Annotated in this window: 14 protein-coding genes, 1 tRNA gene and 1 pseudogene; 11 read left to right on the top strand and 5 right to left on the bottom strand. The window is 55.6% G+C overall.

All coding sequences use genetic code 11. From position 1 onward, the window contains the following. Nucleotides 1-178: 178 nt before the first annotated feature. The 6 genes from FTW19_RS15080 (at nucleotide 179) to FTW19_RS15105 (ending at nucleotide 6,771) form a co-directional block, all read left to right on the top strand. Nucleotides 179-1,276 carry a four-carbon acid sugar kinase family protein gene (locus FTW19_RS15080; protein WP_187142996.1) on the top strand — a complete coding sequence of 366 codons (1,098 nt, stop codon included), beginning with the start codon at nucleotides 179-181 and terminating at the stop codon, nucleotides 1,274-1,276. Continuing rightward, a complete protein-coding gene (gene pdxA / locus FTW19_RS15085) occupies nucleotides 1,273-2,259 on the top strand; it encodes a 4-hydroxythreonine-4-phosphate dehydrogenase PdxA (protein WP_246153325.1) in 987 nt (328 codons plus the stop codon). The genes FTW19_RS15080 and pdxA overlap by 4 nt, the downstream gene beginning before the upstream one ends. 13 nt (nucleotides 2,260-2,272) lie before the next feature. Then, nucleotides 2,273-3,841: a sodium:solute symporter gene (locus FTW19_RS15090; RefSeq protein ID WP_147648398.1), complete on the top strand. Its 1,569-nt coding sequence runs from the start codon at nucleotides 2,273-2,275 to the stop codon at nucleotides 3,839-3,841. Beyond that, nucleotides 3,838-4,644: an HpcH/HpaI aldolase family protein gene (locus FTW19_RS15095; protein ID WP_187142997.1), complete on the top strand. Its 807-nt coding sequence runs from the start codon at nucleotides 3,838-3,840 to the stop codon at nucleotides 4,642-4,644. The genes FTW19_RS15090 and FTW19_RS15095 overlap by 4 nt, the downstream gene beginning before the upstream one ends. Nucleotides 4,645-4,651: 7 nt before the next feature. Then, nucleotides 4,652-5,803 (top strand): iron-containing alcohol dehydrogenase, encoded by a 1,152-nt coding sequence (locus tag FTW19_RS15100; protein ID WP_147648400.1) that lies wholly within the window; start codon nucleotides 4,652-4,654, stop codon nucleotides 5,801-5,803. A 125-nt stretch (nucleotides 5,804-5,928) separates the two neighbouring features. After that, a complete protein-coding gene (locus FTW19_RS15105) occupies nucleotides 5,929-6,771 on the top strand; it encodes an IclR family transcriptional regulator (protein WP_147648401.1) in 843 nt (280 codons plus the stop codon). Between the two features lie 73 nt (nucleotides 6,772-6,844). Here the strand turns inward: FTW19_RS15105 and FTW19_RS15110 are convergent, their stop codons facing one another. Then, on the bottom strand, nucleotides 6,845-10,303 hold the full coding sequence (locus FTW19_RS15110) for a TonB-dependent receptor domain-containing protein (protein ID WP_147648402.1): 3,459 nt from the start codon (nucleotides 10,301-10,303) through the stop codon (nucleotides 6,845-6,847). A 449-nt stretch (nucleotides 10,304-10,752) separates the two neighbouring features. Here FTW19_RS15110 and FTW19_RS15115 point away from each other — a divergent pair, with 449 nt between their 5' ends. Next, nucleotides 10,753-13,182: an SUMF1/EgtB/PvdO family nonheme iron enzyme gene (locus FTW19_RS15115; protein WP_147648403.1), complete on the top strand. Its 2,430-nt coding sequence runs from the start codon at nucleotides 10,753-10,755 to the stop codon at nucleotides 13,180-13,182. Nucleotides 13,183-13,415: 233 nt separating this feature from the next. On the opposite strand, the gene rfbH is transcribed toward FTW19_RS15115, so the two are convergent. Then, nucleotides 13,416-14,753 carry a lipopolysaccharide biosynthesis protein RfbH gene (rfbH, locus tag FTW19_RS15120; protein WP_147647140.1) on the bottom strand — a complete coding sequence of 446 codons (1,338 nt, stop codon included), beginning with the start codon at nucleotides 14,751-14,753 and terminating at the stop codon, nucleotides 13,416-13,418. Between the two features lie 137 nt (nucleotides 14,754-14,890). Here rfbH and rfbF point away from each other — a divergent pair, with 137 nt between their 5' ends. Together rfbF and rfbG are read left to right on the top strand one after the other, a co-directional pair. Further along, nucleotides 14,891-15,661, top strand: a complete 771-nt coding sequence (gene rfbF, locus FTW19_RS15125; RefSeq protein WP_147647139.1) for a glucose-1-phosphate cytidylyltransferase — start codon at nucleotides 14,891-14,893, stop codon at nucleotides 15,659-15,661. Further along, nucleotides 15,658-16,773, top strand: coding sequence for a CDP-glucose 4,6-dehydratase (gene rfbG, locus FTW19_RS15130; protein WP_348641820.1), 1,116 nt, complete (start codon nucleotides 15,658-15,660; stop codon nucleotides 16,771-16,773). Before rfbF ends, rfbG begins: the two co-directional genes overlap by 4 nt. Before the next feature lie 613 nt (nucleotides 16,774-17,386). On the opposite strand, the gene FTW19_RS15135 is transcribed toward rfbG, so the two are convergent. The 3 genes from FTW19_RS15135 to FTW19_RS15145 form a co-directional block, all read right to left on the bottom strand. Further along, nucleotides 17,387-17,461, bottom strand: a tRNA-Asn gene (locus FTW19_RS15135). A 90-nt stretch (nucleotides 17,462-17,551) separates the two neighbouring features. After that, nucleotides 17,552-18,268 carry a CAP domain-containing protein gene (locus tag FTW19_RS15140; protein WP_187142998.1) on the bottom strand — a complete coding sequence of 239 codons (717 nt, stop codon included), beginning with the start codon at nucleotides 18,266-18,268 and terminating at the stop codon, nucleotides 17,552-17,554. A gap of 90 nt (nucleotides 18,269-18,358) precedes the next feature. After that, nucleotides 18,359-19,120 carry a WecB/TagA/CpsF family glycosyltransferase gene (locus FTW19_RS15145; RefSeq protein ID WP_147648405.1) on the bottom strand — a complete coding sequence of 254 codons (762 nt, stop codon included), beginning with the start codon at nucleotides 19,118-19,120 and terminating at the stop codon, nucleotides 18,359-18,361. Between the two features lie 203 nt (nucleotides 19,121-19,323). Here FTW19_RS15145 and FTW19_RS26355 point away from each other — a divergent pair. Together FTW19_RS26355 and FTW19_RS15150 are read left to right on the top strand one after the other, a co-directional pair. Further along, nucleotides 19,324-19,440: pseudogene (locus FTW19_RS26355) on the top strand (ABC transporter permease); the annotation flags it as partial. 57 nt (nucleotides 19,441-19,497) lie between these two features. Further along, nucleotides 19,498-20,160 (top strand): ABC transporter permease, encoded by a 663-nt coding sequence (locus tag FTW19_RS15150; RefSeq protein ID WP_348641858.1) that lies wholly within the window; start codon nucleotides 19,498-19,500, stop codon nucleotides 20,158-20,160. The last annotated feature ends 2 nt before the right edge of the window (nucleotides 20,161-20,162 follow it).

A 20,162-nucleotide genomic window follows, 5' to 3' on the forward strand; every position in this document is an offset into this window, starting at 1 on the left:
GCCCCTGCATCGGCAGCGTCTCCGCTTGCCATTCTCCGTTGTCGGAAGGGTCTATGCTGAAGGCGCGGATTCTAAGGCAGTCGCCAGAAGCGATATTTCCAGACTCACCTCTTTTTGGAAATTATCTTGACATTATTTTCGTATTTTCGAAACAATGCGCCTACCGGGGTCCTTGAGAATGTCCACCACAGCACCAGAGATGATTGGAGAATCGCCCGAAGCCCTGGTCATCCTGGCGGACGATCTCACCGGTGCAGCCGACGCAGCGGTCGCATTTACGCGAACCTGCTCCGACGTCAGAGTAGATATGAACGGGCTTGTCCCCCGCCCTGGCTCAGTGGTCGCCTGGAGCTCCGATACGCGAGATATGGAGCCGGCTCAACTCAAGGAGCGTATCCAGACTGTCTTACGTGACCTGCCCACATCCACGATCTTCTTTAAGAAGGTGGATTCTGTCTTTCGCGGGAATACCTTTGCAGAGATCCGTGAGGTTCTTTCTACAAGGGACTACGATCTAGCGGTTCTCGCCCCGGCGTATCCACAGATGGGCAGGCGGGTAGAAAAAGGGATCCTGCAAATCGATGACGTCACAGGCTCCCAGTCGCTGAACCTTGCCCAGGAGTTGCCCGAAACTTCTCTTCTGCTTGCAGGCCTCCCCTCGGATGAGATCGTGGCCCATTTCAAAACCGTTTTAGATCAAGGGCGGCGAGTTCTTTTATGTGACGCACACAAGCAGGAGCATCTGGAGACTGTGGCACGCGCGGCACAGTCGTTACAAATACGTGTCCTATGGATCGGTTCTGGAGGGCTCGCCCATGCCCTTGCCACAGCATCTTCCGCGGTCACGCCCCCGCTCCCAGTGCAACGAAGGCCCGCAGGGATCGCATGCTATTTCGTCGGCAGTGATCATCCCGTTACGCTCAGGCAAACAGCTCGGCTTGAGTCTGGTTGTAAGCCGGGCAGTTTCTTCCTCAAAAAGGTCCTTAGAGGTCATACTCGCGAGTCCGAGATTCAAAGCGCGTTGGCGGAAAACGGAAAACCTCCCATCGGAGCGCTTGTCATGACCGGTGGCGACACTGCCCGTCTTGTTTGCCATGTTCTCGGCATCTCGGCAATTCGCCTGCTTCGAGAGTTTGTGCCCGGCGTTCCCTTGGGAGTGGCAATCGGCGGAGCCTATGACGGCACTCCTCTTCTATTGAAGAGTGGCGGATTTGGGTCAGATAACCTGCTGTGCGACGTACAGGCGGAGTTTTCAAACCAGGAGGCATATTTTTGAGCATCGGAGCAATCCGCCCACGGCTTGCCATCACACTTGGAGATCCTGCCGGAGTGGGCGCGGAAGTTACGTTGAAAGCCTTGCAGGACAGCAAGATTACTTCCCTTGCGCACTTCGTCATTCTTGGCGATATGCCAGCGGTAAAAGTTGCGGAAGAGTGCACAGGCGTTCGTCTCACGGACCTTCCGGTTGAATTCCTCGACTGCGGCACGCTGCCTGCTTCCGAACGAGTGGAGCCTGGCGCCTTACGAGCGAAATACGGTGCGGCCGCGATGCGGTATGTCCACGACGCCACGCTGATGTGCCTTCGTGGCGAGGCGGATGCTATGGTGACTGCACCTCTCAATAAAGAAGCTGTTACCCTCAACGGCCTCCACTTTTCCGGACACACGGAATATATTGCCGAACTCTGCAACAACACAGACTCACGAATGTTGCTTGCGGGAGAAAAGCTTAGCGTCGTACATGTCTCGACTCATATCAGCTTGCGGGAAGCCACAAACCTCAGCACGCCGCGAATTACCCGCACCATTGAACTGGGATACGAGGCGATGCGCCTGCTTGGCAAGGCAAAGCCACGTATCGCGGTCTGTGGCCTGAATCCGCATGCCGGCGAGCATGGACTGTTTGGAAACGAGGATCAGGCATTTATCGCTCCCGCGGTGGCGGCATGTCAGGCACGGGGCTGGGACGTCGAAGGTCCGGTTGCACCAGACACCATCTTCTACCGGGCAGCTAGAGGGTCGCATGATCTTATCGTCGCGATGTATCACGATCAGGGGCATATTCCGATGAAGCTTCTCGACTTCGAGACCACCGTCAATATGTCGCTCGGCATCCCTATTATTCGTACCTCGGTCGACCACGGCACAGCCTTTGACATTGCCGGCAAAAACCTTGCAGGAGCGGCCAATATGAAGGCTGCTATCCGTATGGCAGCAACTATGGCACGTACACGCATACTGCAACCGCAAACGGTCTAACGCCCTTCTTGATATGCATACGATTGATCTCATCGTTCTCGCGCTTTACATCATCGGCCTGATCGGCATCGGCATCCGTTTTGCGCGCAAGCAGCACACGACCGATGACTATTTCGTCGCGGGTCGTTCCATACCCGGCTGGGCCATGGGGCTATCGTTACTCGCCACCATCATTACCAGTGTGACCTTTATCGCCTATCCGGGCTCTTCCTATGCCGGAGACTGGTCCCTGATGGTGCCCAATATCCTGTTCGTTGGCGTTCTGCTGCTTATCGGGTCCATCATTGTTCCCTTCTTTCGCCATGTCGTCCATATGAGCGCCTATGAGTACTTCGGCGCTCGCTTTGGCAGGCTTGTACGGCTGTACTCTTCAGCCGCATTTGCAGTGGGACATTTCTCGAAGATGGGCTTTGTGTTTTATCTTCTCGCGCTTACGCTCAGCAGGATGACAGGATGGTCGCTTACTACCATCATCCTGCTTACTGCTCTCATTACGATCTTCTATACACTGCTTGGCGGGGTAGAGGCCGTGGTTTGGGCTGATGTCGTACAGGGCTTTGTGCTTTGGGCGGGAATCCTTGTCTCCCTTGGCTTCCTGCTTTGGCTGCCACATCAAGGCCCCCACGCAGTACTGGCAGACGCCTGGAACCACGGAAAAATCAGCCTGGGAAGCACGGCACTTCGTTTCGACAAGCCGACGATCATCGTGCTGGTGATCTACGGTTTCTTTTTCTATCTGCAGAAGTACACGGCAGACCAGACCGTTGTGCAACGCTATCTCATCGCCAAAAGTGATCGCAGTGCGTTGCGAGGAATCGTTCTGGGAGCAGTCCTCTGCTTGCCGGTGTGGGCATCGTTCATGCTTATCGGCAGCCTGCTGTGGAGCTTCTATCGGCTGACCGGAGAGGCACTGCCTAAAAGCATTACCAAGGCGGACCAGATCTTTCCGCACTTTCTGGTCACGCATCTTCCTGCCGGCTTGTCAGGGTTGTTTATCGCCGCCCTGGTGGGTTCGGCAATGGCGATGCTCGCCTCTGATATGAACTGCCTCTCGGTCATCACCGTAGAAGATTTCTATCGATTTATCCGGCCCCATGCCAGAGATCGAGAGCTGCTGCGCGCGGGCCGGATCATTGTTATGTTGAGCGGATTGGCAGCAGCGGCCGTCGCACTCAAACTGGCCGCCAGCCAGGGCGGGGCTCTTCAGCTCTACTACACCATCACCGCCATCGTCGCAGGCGGACTGGCCGGACTGTTTCTACTGGCTTTTCTTGTGCCTCGAGCTACCCGAACAGGAGCCATCACCGGTTTGGTTGCCAGCCTTATCTTTACAACCTGGGGTGTCCTGACGGAAGGTGGCAAGATATTGGATCTTGGAAGATGGAACTTCACCTGGCATGACTACATGCTTGGCGCCATTGGCCACGTCATTGTGCTTGTCGTAGGTGTGTCGGCGAGTTATCTTCTGCCAGGTAAACCGGTTGCAACGAATCTCACATGGAGTGGATGGCGCAACCGCATTCACTCACAACAATCGGTACATGCCTTAGATGTAGTTTCTCCCACGGAGGAGTGCGGATGACTCGCCTTGACCAGAAAATCAATCAAACCGGTAGTAAGCCATTGCTGGGAGTTGCCCTCTACTCGTACGACCCCATCTTCCTCGAGATCGCGGCCCATATGGGATTCCAGGTCGTATGGATCGAGATGGAACATGCAGCTATCAGCTTCGCCGAAGCAGCCGATCTCTGCCGCATGGCCGCGGGTACAGGAATGCTGACAATGATCCGCATCCCCGACGCCCGTCGAGAAAGCGTTCTCAAAGCCGCGGAGTGCGGTCCCGACATGATCGACATCCCGATGGCGGATTCTCCGGAAGACGTCGCGGAGCTTGTCCGCTATGCGCGGTTTGCCCCCATCGGTGCGCGTGGTTTCTTTAGCGTCTCCCGCGCACTGAAGTATGGCATCGTCGACGACGTTCCTGAAGAGCAACAGAGACTTAACACCGAGCTCGCACTACTCGCTCAGATTGAAACCGTAGAAGCGGTTGCGCGCGTGGAAGAAATTGCTGCAATTCCAGGCGTTGAGATCTTCATCGGACCTGCAGACCTCGCAGCCAGCCTCGGCATTCCCGGTCAGACCGGACATCCTCGTCTCCTCGAAGCCGCGGAGCAGATTATCCGCGTTGCTCGCAAACATGACAAACGAGTGATCACGGCCTGCGGCACCGCCGATTTCGCGCACTGGGTCCGCCTCGGTGTAGATCTACTGTTCTGCACGAATAACGTTGTGGCGCTGAAAGCCGGAACACAACTTGCATTGAACGAAGCGAACAAAGCGATCGCCGCCGTAAACCATGAGCGTAACGAGGTGTCCACTTATTGAAATGCCGATGCGCATTCTTACCTCCCTACAGCCGCACCGCATTGTTTTTGGTTGTGGATGCCTGACCGATGCCCTGGAATATATCGCCTCTCTGCCAGAGGTACGAATACACCTGGTATCCTCTCCCTCCCAGCGGACGACGATCGCATCCATGCAACACATTCTGGACGAAAAGGGCTTCAACGTTACGGTGGACGATACCATCTCCGCCGAGCCGACGCAGGCGGCCTTCGCTAATGCCCTGAACAAGGCTAGGCAAGCCAACCCCACATGCATCGTCGGGCTTGGCGGAGGAAGCCCTCTGGACGTAGCAAAGTTATTGGCTGCGTTCCTGCACAACGATCAGGAGGTCGAGGATACGTTCGGAATCAACCTTCTCCAGGGACGTAACTGTCATCTGATATGCATTCCCACTACGGCAGGCACAGGCAGTGAGGTCAGCCCTAACGCGATTCTTCTCGATGAAACGGCACGTCTGAAAAAGGGTGTCATCAGTCCCTATCTCGTCCCCGACGCTACCTTCATTGACCCCGAACTTACGCGCTCGCTTCCGCCCCAGGTAACTGCCTTCACGGGCATGGACGCGCTGACACATTGCATCGAAGCGTATACCAACAGATTTGCGCATCCGCTTGTCGACCTGTACGCGCTCGAAGGTATCCGGCTCTGCGCGACCTTCCTCGCCCGGGCGGTGGCGAATGGCAATGACATCGAAGCTCGTGAAGGGATGGCCCGAGCCAGCCTCTACGGTGGCCTCTGCCTGGGTCCGGTCAACACTGCCGCCGTGCATGCCCTTGCTTATCCTCTGGGCGGTGAGTTCCATGTGCCGCACGGACTGTCGAATGCCGTTTTGTTACCCGCGGTCTTCCGCTTCAACTGCGAGGCCTCGCCAGATCGTCATGCCGCCGTCGCCCTTGCCCTTGGTGTGCAACAGCATGCGAGCGTATCTGAAACTGCCCAGGCGGGAGCAAAGGCTCTTGCTGCACTTTCGCGGTTGTGCGGGCTGGATTGCGATCTGCGGAGGTATGGCGTAGTAAGCGAAACAGTTCCCCGCATGGCTGAAATGGCGATGACCGTCACCAGATTGCTGCGCAATAATCCTCGCGAAGTGACACATGCAGACGCGGAAAAGCTTTATCGTGAGAGCCTGAATTTATAACTTGGCGGTTCCCGCCCGATACCTTCCCGGACAGGATCAATTGAAAATAAAAGATCTAAATCGAAAACACCAAGCTTAACCTACAATGATGCTCGGGAAGCATTTCAGAACGACCAGGGAAAACAATGAAAAAGGCCAAAGCACCTAGCGCCACGACTGCAAAGAAATCGGTACGTCGCCGTGTCCCGAAGTGGGCGCTACAGAGCAGCGACTCCGGCACTGGGGACGACGCCTACTATCTGCGATCAATTGGCCGGGCGCTTGACGTTCTAAATTGCTTTGACGGTCAGACCCCTCTCTCGTTGAAGGAAATCAGCGGCCGGACAAAGCAGCCCGAATCCAGCCTTTTCCGGGTTTTAAGGACGCTTGAGAGTCGCGAGTATCTCGTGCAGGATCGTGATGGGACATACCAGCTGGCGCCGCGCTTAATCTTTGGATGGTTGGTTCGTGCCGCCGATCACGTAAAGGAAGTTGCACGCCCTGAACTTGAGTGGCTGGCAAACCACTTCAACGAAACCGCAAGCCTCGCCTTTTTGTTCGACGATCGGATCCATGTACTCGATTGCCTGGAGACCTTTCACGAGATCCGTATGACAAACAAGAAAGGCCGCGTTCTGCCACCCCATTGTTCGGCGATGGGGAAGGTCATCACCGCCTTCCAGGAGAGGCCGGCTGCGGATCAGATGCTTGAAGTGTATGGACTAAACCCGCGCACAGAGCACACGATCATTGACAGAAAGCGTCTTTACGCCGAGTTTGAAGGGATACGAAAGACGGGCATTGGGTGCGATCGTGAAGAATCGATCCGCGGCGGAATCTGCTTTGCGGCCGCGATCCAGCCAAAAGATAAACCTGTCGTGGCGGCCATCAGCCTTTCCACACCCTCGATAAGAATGGACAAGGCTCGAGAGGCCGAGATTCAGTCCGCACTTCTGGAAGCTGCAAAGAAGATCGCCGCAAAGTTATAGGCTCGATTGCATCGGAGATTAGTCCCCCGAAATGCCCTCCTAAAGAGAGCGTTTCGGGGGACTCGATGTTTGCTTAGAAGACCAATCGAAGTGCTACCTGAATCGTCCGCGGTAAGTTGGCTTGTGATGTGATGGTGCCGAAGGCTGAACTCGTGGGCGTCAGATTCGGACCACTGAAGTTTGGGTGATTGAGGGCATTGAATGCATCGGCGCGAAGCTGAGCACTCAATCGCTCGGTGATCCGATTGGACTTGATCAGGCTCATATCAAACGCATTGATACCGTCCTGCCGTGCATGCGCTACCTGGGTTGGCAATGTACGAATATGCGTTCCCGTGACTGGCTGCGCGCTGCTCGTACGATTGAACTGATTTACGTCGAATGCCGCATTCACGTTGTGCGGGCTCACCTTCAGATCGTTAAGGCCTCCCGTGCCTGAGTAGATGATGTCGCTCCACGTGAGAGGAGCTCCCTGGGGCTGATAGGTGTAGATCCCACTAACATTCCATCCGCTGATGGCGTAATTGACCACTGGCACAGGTACGCGGTACGCCCGCTTCTCACCGAACGGCAACTCCCACGTCGTACTGACGACAAGATGCTGTGGGCGATCATCGGAGGAGATCCGTTTTTCCGGCATGATGTCCTGCGGGTTTAGATAACTGACACGTTCTAGCCGCTTGGACCACGAGTAGTTCACAAGATAGCGAACTCCATGTGACAAACGCTTCTCCACACGTGCTTCGAATTCATGGAAGATGGCGCTTCCCGCGGGCTCCGACGCCTGGGTCACACCCGTGAAGTGCGGATACGGGAGCAGAAGCTGCTGGCGCTGCACCGTATTTCCATTCAAGGTTGTGCCCGGAAGGAGTCCACGAAATGGATTCGAGACGTTCGCCTGCAGAAAGGAGATGACGTTGCTGTCGCGTGCTTGCCCGACATTGAGGTAACTCGCAGGGATAAAGTCGATGTTGCGGCTCACCCCAAGATGCACCGCGTGCGAACCTACATAGCCAAACTCGATCAACGTGGAACCAAACTGCTTCTGTACATCCAGATTCCAGCGTTCGTTGTAAGAAGGCAAAACCTGAGAGCGTGGGAAGCTGATTGTCTGCCCCAGATTGCTCGCGAGTCCTAAAGAAGAGCCGGGCGGCTGGAGGATACTTCCGCCAGGAAATGGATCAGAGAGCGTTGCCGAAGGACTGAGATACCCATTGCTTGTAACCAGCATCTGGGTCGTCTGGTTGAATCCAGTCGCGATCGGGTCGACACGTCCCACGCTGTCAAAGAAGATGCCGAAGCCGCCTCGAACGCTCATATCCTTCATTGGCGTATACGCAAAACCAAGGCGTGGAGAAAATCCCGTGGAGGGAGTGGTGTAAAAGTTGCGACGGTTGTCATCCGCATAGACCAAACCTCCAACCAGCTTTGGGAACGTGACTCCACTTACCGGGCTGGCAGCAAAATTTGCCTGAGCCGCAGCATTGATTGGGCTGGTGGCGCCTGTATCAAAACCCCTCACAGCCTCATTATGCTTCTCGGTCGTGGCCAGATCGCGCTCGTAGCGCAGCCCTAAATTCAATGTCAGGTTTGGGATCAGCTTCCAGTTGTCCTGAAAGAAAATCGCGTAGTATTTTGCCTGCGAGACCTGACGATCATTGACATCGATACTGCCTGCAGTTGGAAGCCCGAGTAGCATCGAAGCCAACTCCTGTCCCAGCACTCCGGCTGCCGAATTATTGAATGGACCATTCGTCCAACCTTGTCCGCCTTGTAACCCAAAGTTGAAACTGCCTTTCGGGTTGCCATAGCGGAAACTGGAAACCTTGTAGATGCGCCAGTCACCGCCGAAGTCCGTCGTATGCTTGCCAAAGGTACGGTTCATCAGGGAGAAGACCTGGAAGCTGTCGAACGGAATATAGTCACCTTTCGAATATCCGAAGTCGGTAAACTTCGTTCCTGCGGTGACAGGAATGGCCGGCACGGTTGCGGCGTTCGCCAGGTACTGCGGGAACCCTAACGAGGCGGGATCTACTGAAGCCAGCGGACGAGACTCAATATTCCTCGTCCAGTTCACTCGGTTCTCCCACACCGTTTTCGAGTTGAAGGTGTGCACATCGTCAACCGTCGATCCCCAGTTCGGCTGAATCAGAGTGCTACCGGTAGCCACGTTATTAAATGCGTTTCCGGAGGTGTGATACCTGTCGTTGTGGCGGAAGCCATACCAGATCTTGTTCTTTTGGGAGATCATGTAGTCGATGCGAGACATCTCACTGTCGAATCGGTCACGGTTGTCTCCGGCAAAGTAATAGTTATTAGTGCCGTCTGCATTCCCTGGAATATTGGGCGCAGGAAACAGGTTGACGAGCTTTACGCCCACCGGATTCAGCCGCGACGCTGGGATGACGTTGTTCGCAAAAACCGTGCGCGAGACCTGCGATCCGCTGACCTTGCCGGATGCTGGATCGAAGATCCGGTATTCGTTCTTCGGAGTGGTAAGCGGAAGCAGGGCTGAAAAGTCACCGTTCTTCTCCGCGGCGGTCGGAACCGTCACATACGTAGGGTTCGGCTGATTCTGCGTGATTCCCTCGAACGCAAAGAAGAGGAAGAGTTTGTTATGGCCATCGTAAAGATGAGGTATCACGATCGGCAGACCGATGGTCCCACCAAACTGGTTGAAATGAGTCACCGGTTTCGGCTGCTGCGGCGTAGTGTGCTTGGAAAACCATGGCGTGTCATTCAGGTAAGAATTCTGCAGGAACTCATATGCCGTACCGTGGATCTGATTGGTACCAGACTTCGTGACCTGATTCACCGTTCCACCCGAGGTGTGGCCATACGCAGCGTCCGCTTGAAAGGTTTCAACCTTCACCTCCTCCACAGCGTCCATCGGAGGGCTGAAAGCGATGGTTCCATCCGCACCGCCATCGGGCGTGCCATCCATCAACAACTCATTCTTCTTGGAAGCGCCTCCGCCCAGTGCGACGGACGATGGACCGGAGTTGTCGTAAGGATGATTGAATTGCGGATTGCCGGTGGAGATGGCGCCATAGGCAAGTTGCCCAAGGATCAAAGGAGTACGGCCATTCACCGGCATGTTCTCGATATCTTCTCGATTCAGGACCTGCCCGGTAGAAGCGACCGTTGTCTCAAGTAGAGGACTGTCTGCCTGGACCGAAATCGTCTCTGACGTCTCTCCGACTGTCATCACAACATCCGCGCTGAGGTGCTCATTTGCGGCTACAACGGCGTTGGTTTGGATGGTGCTTTTGAAGCCGGATGCGGTCACCGTAATCGTGTAGGTTCCGGGAGCGAGAGATGGCAAGGTGAACAATCCCTCGGCGTTCGATTTCGTCGTGTAGATCGCGCCAGTAGCGTTTTCGCGCGCTTCGACATTCGCTTGTGGAATAACGGCGCCGACAGGATCGGTTACGCGCCCCTCAACGGTACCGCGAGATATCTGCCCCTGAAGAAACTCAGCGGCCACCAGATACAACACCAGCACGCCTAAGATTCGCTGCGCTTTATTCATCTTGTTTCCCCTTCGGTGGAAGAGAATTCTGTGAGCGTTTTACATTTGTCAAGATTTTTGAAAATTAATCGCCATCACTATCGAATAAGCGGGGAGGTTTTGCGAGCTATCGACCAAGAGTCCCTTTATTTATTGACATTTTTCGAGGAATATCGATCTATTCGAATATGAAAATTATCGACCACAATCGTCGTCATTCCGCTATTTGGAATCGAGTACTAAAGAGCAACAGCACAGGCCGAGCCACAATGTTGGTGTCATCTATTCCCTGAGATTTTGGCGTGTGATTTGATTTTCAGGCCGTGACCGAGTCTATAGGTTCACAGTAGCGTCAAGACTCAAGCTCTGCGGGCGCGAGACTCGCCTTGGAGTTAATTTCCAATATCAGTCTTTATTTGCATTTTCTAGGGACACTCCGATACAGTCATCTCCGATTCCAGGAGACGACCGTGAACCCGCGACATATCAGGACGACCGTTCTTTTTCTATCCACAACACTCTCGTTGCCACTTATGGCGCAGAAGGATGGAACACTGGCGCGCATGCAGGGCGAAGCGCCAAAGCTGACGGCCGATGGCGTTCCTGCAACGGTAGCGGTTCAGCCTGGAACGTTCCGCATGGGCTCCGATGCTGCACCACTTGCACCCGCTGTCATCAAGAACTTCGGTGTCATGTCCACTCGCCCTAAGCACGGCGATTATGACGAATTACCGGCGCATAAGGTCCGCATCAGCAAGGGATTCCGCATCGGTGTAACGCAGGTCTCCCCGGAGGAATTTGCAAAGTTCGATCCTAAGTACAAAGCCCATGCAGCGACACCAGCATATGCCGCAGGTGTGAGTTGGGAACAGGCAATGGCTTATTGTGCCTGGCTCACAAAGAAGACCGGCAAACCGTGGCGTCTGCCTACTGAAGCCGAGTGGGAGTATGTCGCGCGCGCGGGTGGGGACAAGATCTTCGGCGACAGCGACAAGCCTCATGATGTCGACGAGGCGAACGCCTTCGGCGTTGAGAATCTGTCTGTGGGGCGTCCGGAGTGGACGCTCGACTGGTATGGTCCCTACCAGCCAGGCGATCAGGTCGACCCAACTGGGGCCGTCGGCAGCATGACCCGTGTGATTCGCGGCGGCGGCCTGGACTGGCGCCACACGGCGACGAAGACGTCACCTGATCTAAACGTGCCTGCAACTGCCCCCTACTTCGTGCGCCCCGCGAACCGCGCGAGCGCTCCCCCTTCATACGCATCCGAAACTGGCAATATCGGCTTCCGTGTCGTTCAAGGGCCCACGCCCACCACTCCGCACACTCCAGCACGGAATTTCTTCTTTCAGACAGCCGTAAAGCAGAAAGACCTGCTTGGCCGCCCTGCTCTCAGCCGTGCCATCGATACGCCGGATATGGCAAAGCCGATCTACCGCACGCATGAGATGTTTCCCAACCTGAACGGCAAGACCATGATGGGAACTGGGTGGAAGGCGGGTCTCGCGCAGGGGCTGGGAGTGGCGTATCACAACTCCGCCATCCAGGTGTTGCCGAACGGAGATCTGCTGGCGGCGTACTACAACTCTCCAGACTATGAAGACGACCCGGACCAGACCGTGATGACCATGCGCCGCCGGGCGGGGTCTCTCGAATGGGATATGCCCGAGCCATGGCCCTCGTTTGCAGATGCCGGACTTGCAGCTCCTGTGATCTGGAACGATCCAGCGCACCAATCGCAGCCGAATGGAAAGGTCTGGTTCTTCTGGGGATTTGCACGGCTTATCGGGGCACAACCCTTTGCATGGGCAATCTCCGTCGATAACGGCGCGACTTGGTCTGCAGCACACTTCCCTACTTTCCCGCAATCGATCGGGCGCTATGTGTCGCAACCTATTAACAGCATCGTGCGAGGGCCTGATGGAGCAATCTACATGCCTACCGATTCAACTGGCCGCGACTCCGACGGTAATGGATCGATCAGCGCAGTATGGAAGACCGCGGACGAAGGCAAGACCTGGTCCGATACCGGCGGGCGTACTGCCGGCCGCCACACCACCATCGTCTTTGCAAAAAATGGCGACTTGCTTGGAATCGGCGGCAAGAACTCCGAGATCGATGGCCGCATGCCAATGGCAACCTCACACGACTTTGGCAAGACCTGGACGAAGTCGAAGACACCATTTGATGAGTTGATGAGCGGCGAACGGCCCAGTGTCATTCGGCTAAAGAGCGGACGTCTTTTCTTCGTAGCGGACTACAATCCAAAGCCCGAGAAACACCTTCACAAGGATGGAGCATACGTCGCAATCTCAGACGATGACGCCAAGACCTGGACCATCAAGAGCCTTCCGCAAAACATCCTTACCGTGGGCTACACGACCGCGACACAAGATCCGGATGGAGTGATCCACATCGTCACCTCGAAGAATAAGGTCAACTACGAGATCGAGTTAAATGAGGCATGGATACTCGACCATTCTGCCAAAGAACTATCTGAAGAGCAGCCGGCATTAGCGAATGTGAAGAGCTACGTCGATCGCTATCCAACAGGCAAAACACGTGCGACGTGGAGCGCAGGACGCTCGGCTGATGGACGCACGCTGCTTGATGGCAAACAGGAGTTCTTCTATCCGAGTGGCAAGCTGATGTGGCGGGTTGACTTCAAAGCCGGCGAGAAAACTGGAGAAGAACGCTATCAGCGCGAAGATGGCACATTGATCTGGGTCAAGACCTATGCCGCCGACGGCACGTGGACATGGAATAACTACGATGTCAAAGGCAAATGCACCGCACGGTCGTTATGGCGCGGAAAGACTTTGGAGTCCTCGGATATCGAAGAAGGTCCGCAGGATAAGGTCCCTGGCCAGGACAAGCTCGCTGCACCGGAAGGACTGTAAACCTCTCATAGTGGAAAGGTGTGCCCGACGCCTCCCAAACGTAGGCTTCGAACGTCCGCCTGCACTTCTTCTGTTTGAGACTCGCTAGTTCTCGTTGGCTGTAGTGGGTGTGTGGAAAGACTCTGACGTATGACTGATGTCAGCATTGACTGAACCGGGCGGGAGCAGCGGGCTGAAGCCCGCGTCTCCCACGCTATTCGAGCCTTCATTCAACCAATTAATAACTCGATACTCTAAAGAACCTTCAGCCCTTCATCGACCGAGACGGCAAACTCAGTCATCGTCTTAGCGATGAAGTCCAGCATCTCGGTGGTGAGCCCGGGATAGACACCGATCCAGAAGACCTGGTTCATCACGAAGTCGGTATTGGCGAGGTCGCCAATCACGCGGTACTCGTAACCTTCATATGCGGGCTGACGAAGCAGGTTCCCTGCGAACAGAAGGCGCGTACCGATCTTCTGTGCTTCAAGTGCGCGGGTCAGCTGGTCGCGCGTAAATGGCGCACTGGTCTTCACGCCGATGGGAAAGCCGAACCAGCTGGGATCCGAGTTCTCGGTCGCCACCGGGAGCAGAAGGAACTCCTCGAGCGGCTTCAATGCGTTTCTCAAATAAGCGAAGTTCTCTTTTCGCTTTTCGATGAACTGCGGCAGCTTTTCGATCTGCGAGACGCCGAGGGCAGCCTGCATGTCGGTCGCCTTCAGGTTGTAGCCCACGTGCGAGTAGGTGTACTTGTGATCGTATCCGCAGGGCAGTGTGCCGAGCTGCCAATCAAACCGCTTCCCGCAGGTGTTGTCGACGCCAGGCTCACACCAGCAGTCGCGGCCCCAGTCGCGGAATGAATCGATCAGGACCTGCAGTGCGGGCTTGTCCGTCAGCACGGCTCCGCCCTCTCCCATGGTGATGTGGTGAGCAGGATAAAAGCTGACCGTGGCGATGTCCCCAAAGGTGCCCACCTTCCGGCCTTTGTATGTCGAGCCAAGCGCGTCGCAGCAGTCCTCTACAAGCCAGAGATTGTACTTTTTGCAGAACGCCGTGATCGCATCGAGATTGAAGACGTTGCCCAGCGTATGCGCGATCATGACGGCCTTCGTCTTCGGACTGTACGCCTCCTCCAGTCGCGTGACGTCGATCTCATAGGTAGGCAGAGTGACATCCAGGAAGACCGGTACGAGCCGGTTTTGCAGGATCGGGTTCACCGTCGTGGGAAATCCCGCGGCCACAGTGATTACTTCATCGCCGGGCTTCAACTGACGATCCCCCAGCTTGGGCGACGTCAGCGCGCTGAGCGCAACAAGATTGGCGGACGACCCTGAGTTAACCAGCGAGGCAGAGCGGACGCCGACAAAGCGCGCGAGCTTTCGCTCGAAGTCCTTCGCGAAGCGCCCTGTCGTAAACCATCCGTCCAACGCGGAGTCGACGACGGAGCAGATATCCTCCGGTCCGATCACCTTGCCGGAGACGGGTACGACTGATGTGCCTGGCGTAAACTTTCTGGCAGGAAAAGCCTCTGCGTGAAACTGTGCAGTCAATTCGAGGATTTGCTGGCGGATCGCTGCTGCTTTATCAGTCATCTGTAGAATTAGCATACACAGCAATTTTGTGAGTCGAAAGACGATTCGATCTCCAAGATGGCGATGAACACTTTCATCGCTTCCTGATTACGACCCACCCCGTATCATGGTTACATTTTGGCTTCTAAAGGATTGAAATGAAAGCTGTCATTCTTGCCGGTGGTCTTGGCACCCGTATCAGCGAAGAAACTTCTGTCCGCCCTAAACCGATGGTCGAAATTGGCGGCCTCCCTATTCTCTGGCACATCCTCAAAATCTACTCGGCGCATGGCATTAAAGATTTCATCATCTGCTGCGGCTACAAGGGCTATGTGATCAAGGAGTATTTCGCCAACTACTTCCTGCACACCTCTGACGTCACCTTCGATATGAAGGAAAACAAAATGACGGTGCATGATTCGGTAGCTGAACCTTGGCGTGTGACGCTCGTCGACACCGGAGACTCGACCGGGACAGCCGGACGGTTAAAGCGGGTTGCCCCGTACATCAAAGACGACGAAGCCTTCTGCATGACGTATGGCGATGGCGTCTCCGATGTGGACATCACAGCGCTGATTAATTTTCATCGCTCGCACGGAAAGAGTGCAACGCTGACCAGTGTGCAGCCCGTCGCTCGATTTGGAGGTCTGGGACTTAACGGAACACAGATTCACTCGTTTCACGAAAAACCAGCTGAAGAGGGCGGCTGGATCAACGGTGGATTCTTCGTCCTTTCACCAAAGGTACTGGACGATATCACCGATGACCGGCAGATGTTCGAGCGTGAGCCGATTGAAGCATTGGTCGCACGCCGGGAAGTCCATGCCTTCTCGCATCGCGGCTTCTGGCAGCCCATGGACACGCTCCGCGACAAGCAGTACCTGGAAGAGCTCTGGAACTCAGGCAATGCCCCATGGAGGGTCTGGTGATAGCAGCCGAGCACGCTCAGGCACAGACCTTCTCCTGGCAAGGTCGCAAGGTCTTTCTCACAGGGCACACGGGCTTCAAAGGCGGATGGCTGGCGCTGTGGCTCGCTCAGCTTGGCGCCACGGTTCGCGGCTATGCACTCGATCCCTGCACCGAGCCGAATCTCTTCACCGCTGCTCGTGTCGGCTCGGTGATCGAAGACATTCGCGGGGATATTCGCGACGCGGCCAAGCTCGAAGCCGCCATGCGGGAGTTCGCTCCGGAGGTGGTCTTTCATCTCGCGGCGCAGCCGTTAGTTCTTCATTCGTATGAAGACCCGATCGGCACCTATGAGACCAACGTCATCGGCACGGCGAAGGTTCTTGACAGCGTTCGGCGGACTCCGAGCGTTCGTGCTGTCGTCTCCGTTACGACAGACAAGTGCTATGAAAACAAAGAGTGGATCTGGCCATATCGCGAGACAGATCCGCTTGGAGGGTACGACCCCTATTCCAGCAGTAAGGCTTGTGCCGAGATCGTAAGCGCGGCGTACCGGCAGTCATACTTCCCTGTTGCGCAGCTTGGCAAAACTCATCAGGTGGCCGTTGCAACGGCGCGAGCCGGAAACGTGATTGGCGGTGGCGACTGGTCAAACGATCGCCTCCTCCCCGACCTTGTCCGCGGGTTTCTGTCGCAAAAGCCGGTTCTGATCAGACGGCCGCATGCAATCCGTCCATGGCAGCATGTTCTCGAACCGCTTCGCGGATATATTCAGCTCGCCGAACGGCTGCTCACTCATGATCCCAGATACGCCACCGCCTACAACTTCGGTCCCATCGAAGATGATGCCCGTCCCGTGGCGTGGATTGCGGAGCATATGTCGGCGTTCTGGGGAGACGGCGCCTCCTGGGTGATTGACGACGCGCCATCTCCGCACGAGGCCCACTACCTGAAGCTGGATGCCAGCCGCGCCCGCGCCGACCTTGACTGGGCTCCTGCGCTACGGCTCGATGCGGCACTGGAGTACCTGGTGCGCTGGTATAAAAACTGGGACTCGCAGGCCGACATGCACGCCTTCACCCTGGGCCAGATCGAAAGCTACAGTGCACTCTCCTCCGCCAAAGACATCGTCTAGAGAATCGGGGCGCGTCCTGCGCCCCCGATCTGTTGATCTCTTCAGAGCGAATCTCGTCATGGACGTCAAACCACCTCAAGGTACACGCTGAAACGTTGCCAGATCTGATTCAGAGGCTTGAGTTCAACAAACTCGCACTGCGTTCCTGCTGAGGTGAACTGAAGCGCCTTGCCGGGTACGGCTACAATCCAGTCTTCGAGTTTTGGGCCTTTATCCGCCAGTGTTGGGACCGTAATAGGCCTCCTGCACTAGCACTTTAGAATTCCAGACGTCCGCCAATTTGCAGGAAGCGTGGATTGTATTGCGAAGTCGCTTTGCCGAAATTGCTGCTGGAAAGCGTCGAAGAAATACCCCCAAGGGTCGGCCCGTTAACAACGTAGCGACTGCTTCCGAAGTAGAGACATGTGCAAACATGTCAATGTCAATTTCTATTTATGCCATTTAATTTTCAATTTACAAAAGACAAGGAGAATCCAAGAGCTATACGGAGCGGAGCTTTCGTCAGGCGGCACATTTTGAGCACTAGAGCACCTCAGCGCCCAACAATGGAAATAATCGCCATCAAACAGACGAGTTCGCCATCCAAAGAAATTCCTAAATTGTTGAGTGATTATGGCTCCGCAGGTAGGACTCGAACCTACAACCCTTCGGTTAACAGCCGAATGCTCTGCCATTGAGCTACTGCGGAGTATCAGCACGACCCTGCTGTTTCCAGCCGGTCAAGCGCCTTAGTAAGAATACGAAAATTGCTGTGGATTGGCAACTCCAACGGAATCAATTAGTACATCAGCACCGCGATACGGTACGTCGTAAATCCGCCGGCTCCATGGACGGGACACGCCCCAACCTCGGCGCTGTTGTATCTGCGCTGCCGCAGGCGAGCCTTGAGCTGTTCCGGCACGGCGCTCAGGTCGGTTGAGGTCCAGCGCATCACAAAGAGTGGGCGGCTTCCCTGCACAACGCCGGAGTCGACCGCACAGTTCGCCCGGGCCGCAGCACTGGCCGCGGCGTTCAGACGCAGCCCTCGCAGACTTTCGACGACAGCGTTCTCCTGCTGGGAGAGCGAAAGCGTGGGGACGTCACGGCTGAAATCTTCTACTGCATAGAGCGCTCCGCCCCGTGGCATGACAGCAATGGCCACCGACGTAACTCTTGGGTCCAGGATGTTCTCCCGGTGATGAGGTGAGTGCATCCAGCCGTCGTGGATCATCACCGCAGTGGAAGCCATGGCGACGTTCTCTGCAACGACGGAGACATGTGCTCCGGCAGAAGCGACACGCTCGGTGAGGTCTGCCTCTCCCTGGAACTGATGACTGATGGCTCCTGCCCGAACCATTTGCTGCGCGTGATAGCGAGCCGCGACATAAAGCTGACGATCCCACCGCAGTTGCGGCAGACCCGCTCGTGCCCTTTCGGCATTCAGAGCCTGAAAAAGATATCGCTCTGCAAGAGAACTCTGAGCTCGCAGATGAGGAGCCAGGAATGTCAACGCCAATACTGCTAATAAAAGACGAAACCGCATAGCTACCCAGTTCAACCCTGAAGGAACTGAAAAGTAGCTATGCGGCAACGCGGTAGAACCGTCCTAATTGAGAACGTTCTGTTCGATGGGTTGTTCCACCGGCGGTAAGGCGCTGCGGTATCTCGCAAGCAGACCGAAAAGTGCGGTGGCGCCCATGTAGCGCGGGAAGTAAAGCTTTGGCTTATCGAGAACACGGAACAGCCATCCCAGGAAGAGATGATCAGCCCACTCCGGAATATGAACCTGGTCTCCACTCAGGAAGGCGATCGCGGCGCCGATGCAATGGATACCTGGCACGTAGCTGAGACGATGGCGCAGATAGTGACCGAGCCGCTCCTGATTGCCGCCCCCGATCGTCACCACAATGTGAGCCGGACGCAACTCTTCCAGACGCTCGAGCAGTTCCCTGTCATCGATCACAGGGCCGTACATCGGAGCATTGTAAACATACTCATCCGGCACTTCAATGCCTTCGCTGAGCAGCCAGTTTCGATTCATATTCGCGCTCTTGTTACCGGCCATAATCCAGAAGGTCTGGCCGGGCTGGCGGACCTCAGGTTGGCGCAACAATAGACGTAAATATTTCAGGCCGGAAACACGGCGCAGGTTATCCCGCTCAAGCATATTCCAGACCAGAACCATGAAGGCGCTGTCTGTAATCACGAGATCGGCCGCCAGAAGGGCGTCTCGATATGCAGTATGAGTGCCGATGTCTTTCAGAGCTGGTGCAGCAGGAACTACCAACAGTCCACCATTCAGCATCCGCTGAACAGCTTCCTCTGCAGTGCCAGTGAAAAAAGGCACACCAAGAATAGTCTTCGTCATCGAATCGTTATGATCTCTCACGCGGTTCTCGACCAAAGCAAAATGTTGTTTCGTTTTTGGTACGGACCGGTCCTCGCCGGATGAACCGGTCTTTGCCGGATGGGGTTGTCTGATTCATTGTAACCCGACTTCAGCCCCGAGAGTCCTTCGTCCGACATAAGATACTTGTCGTCAGGTAACCTAAATCGATTACCATCTATCACATGCGGTCATCCCTGGGCATGGCGTGCGCCATTTTATTAACCATCTTTATACTGTCCGGGGTCTTTGCACCGCTTCTTGCTCCTTACGATCCACTGCAACTCAACCTGGATGCCAGACTGCAAGCGCCAGCAATACACCACTGGTTTGGGACAGATGAACTAGGCCGTGACATTTTGTCTCGTTGTATCTATGGTGCAAGAATCTCGCTATCCGTTGCCACGAGTGTTGTCATTCTTTCGTTATTCCTCGGGCTGCTGATTGGTTCCCTTGCCGGCTTTTATGGTGGATGGCTTGATACGGTTCTGAATGTCTACCTGATCAATGCCTTCATGGCCATTCCTGGAATTCTGCTGGCAATCGCCTTTGTCGCCTTCTCGGGCCCTGGGTTTCGCAACCTTGTAGCCGCACTCTCATTGACCATGTGGACCGGATTTGCCCGCCTGGTGCGAGCTCAGGTCGCTGCTGCCGCTCAAATGGAGTATGTCGAAGCGGCGCGTGCTCTCGGGGCGAGCGATCTCCGCATCATTGCGCGGCACATCCTGCCTAATGTATTGCAGCCGGTGCTGGTTCAGGCTGCTCTCGGCCTGGCTACCGCGGTGCTCGCCGAAGCGACATTGAGCTTTCTCGGCCTGGGCACGCCTCCACCCGCACCGAGCTGGGGCAACATGCTCAATGATGCACGGTCGCATCTCTTCGACTCGCCGCACATGGTCATCTTCCCTGCTCTTTCCGTAATGATCTGCGTGGTGGCGTTCAATTTCCTTGGCGATATCCTGCGCGATACCGCAGACCCGCGGCGCAAAGTCCGTCGTTCCGCTGTCCCACTCGAGGCCTAGGG

Origin of the sequence: Terriglobus albidus (genome assembly GCF_008000815.1) — a bacterium.
GTDB lineage: Bacteria > Acidobacteriota > Terriglobia > Terriglobales > Acidobacteriaceae > Terriglobus > Terriglobus albidus_A.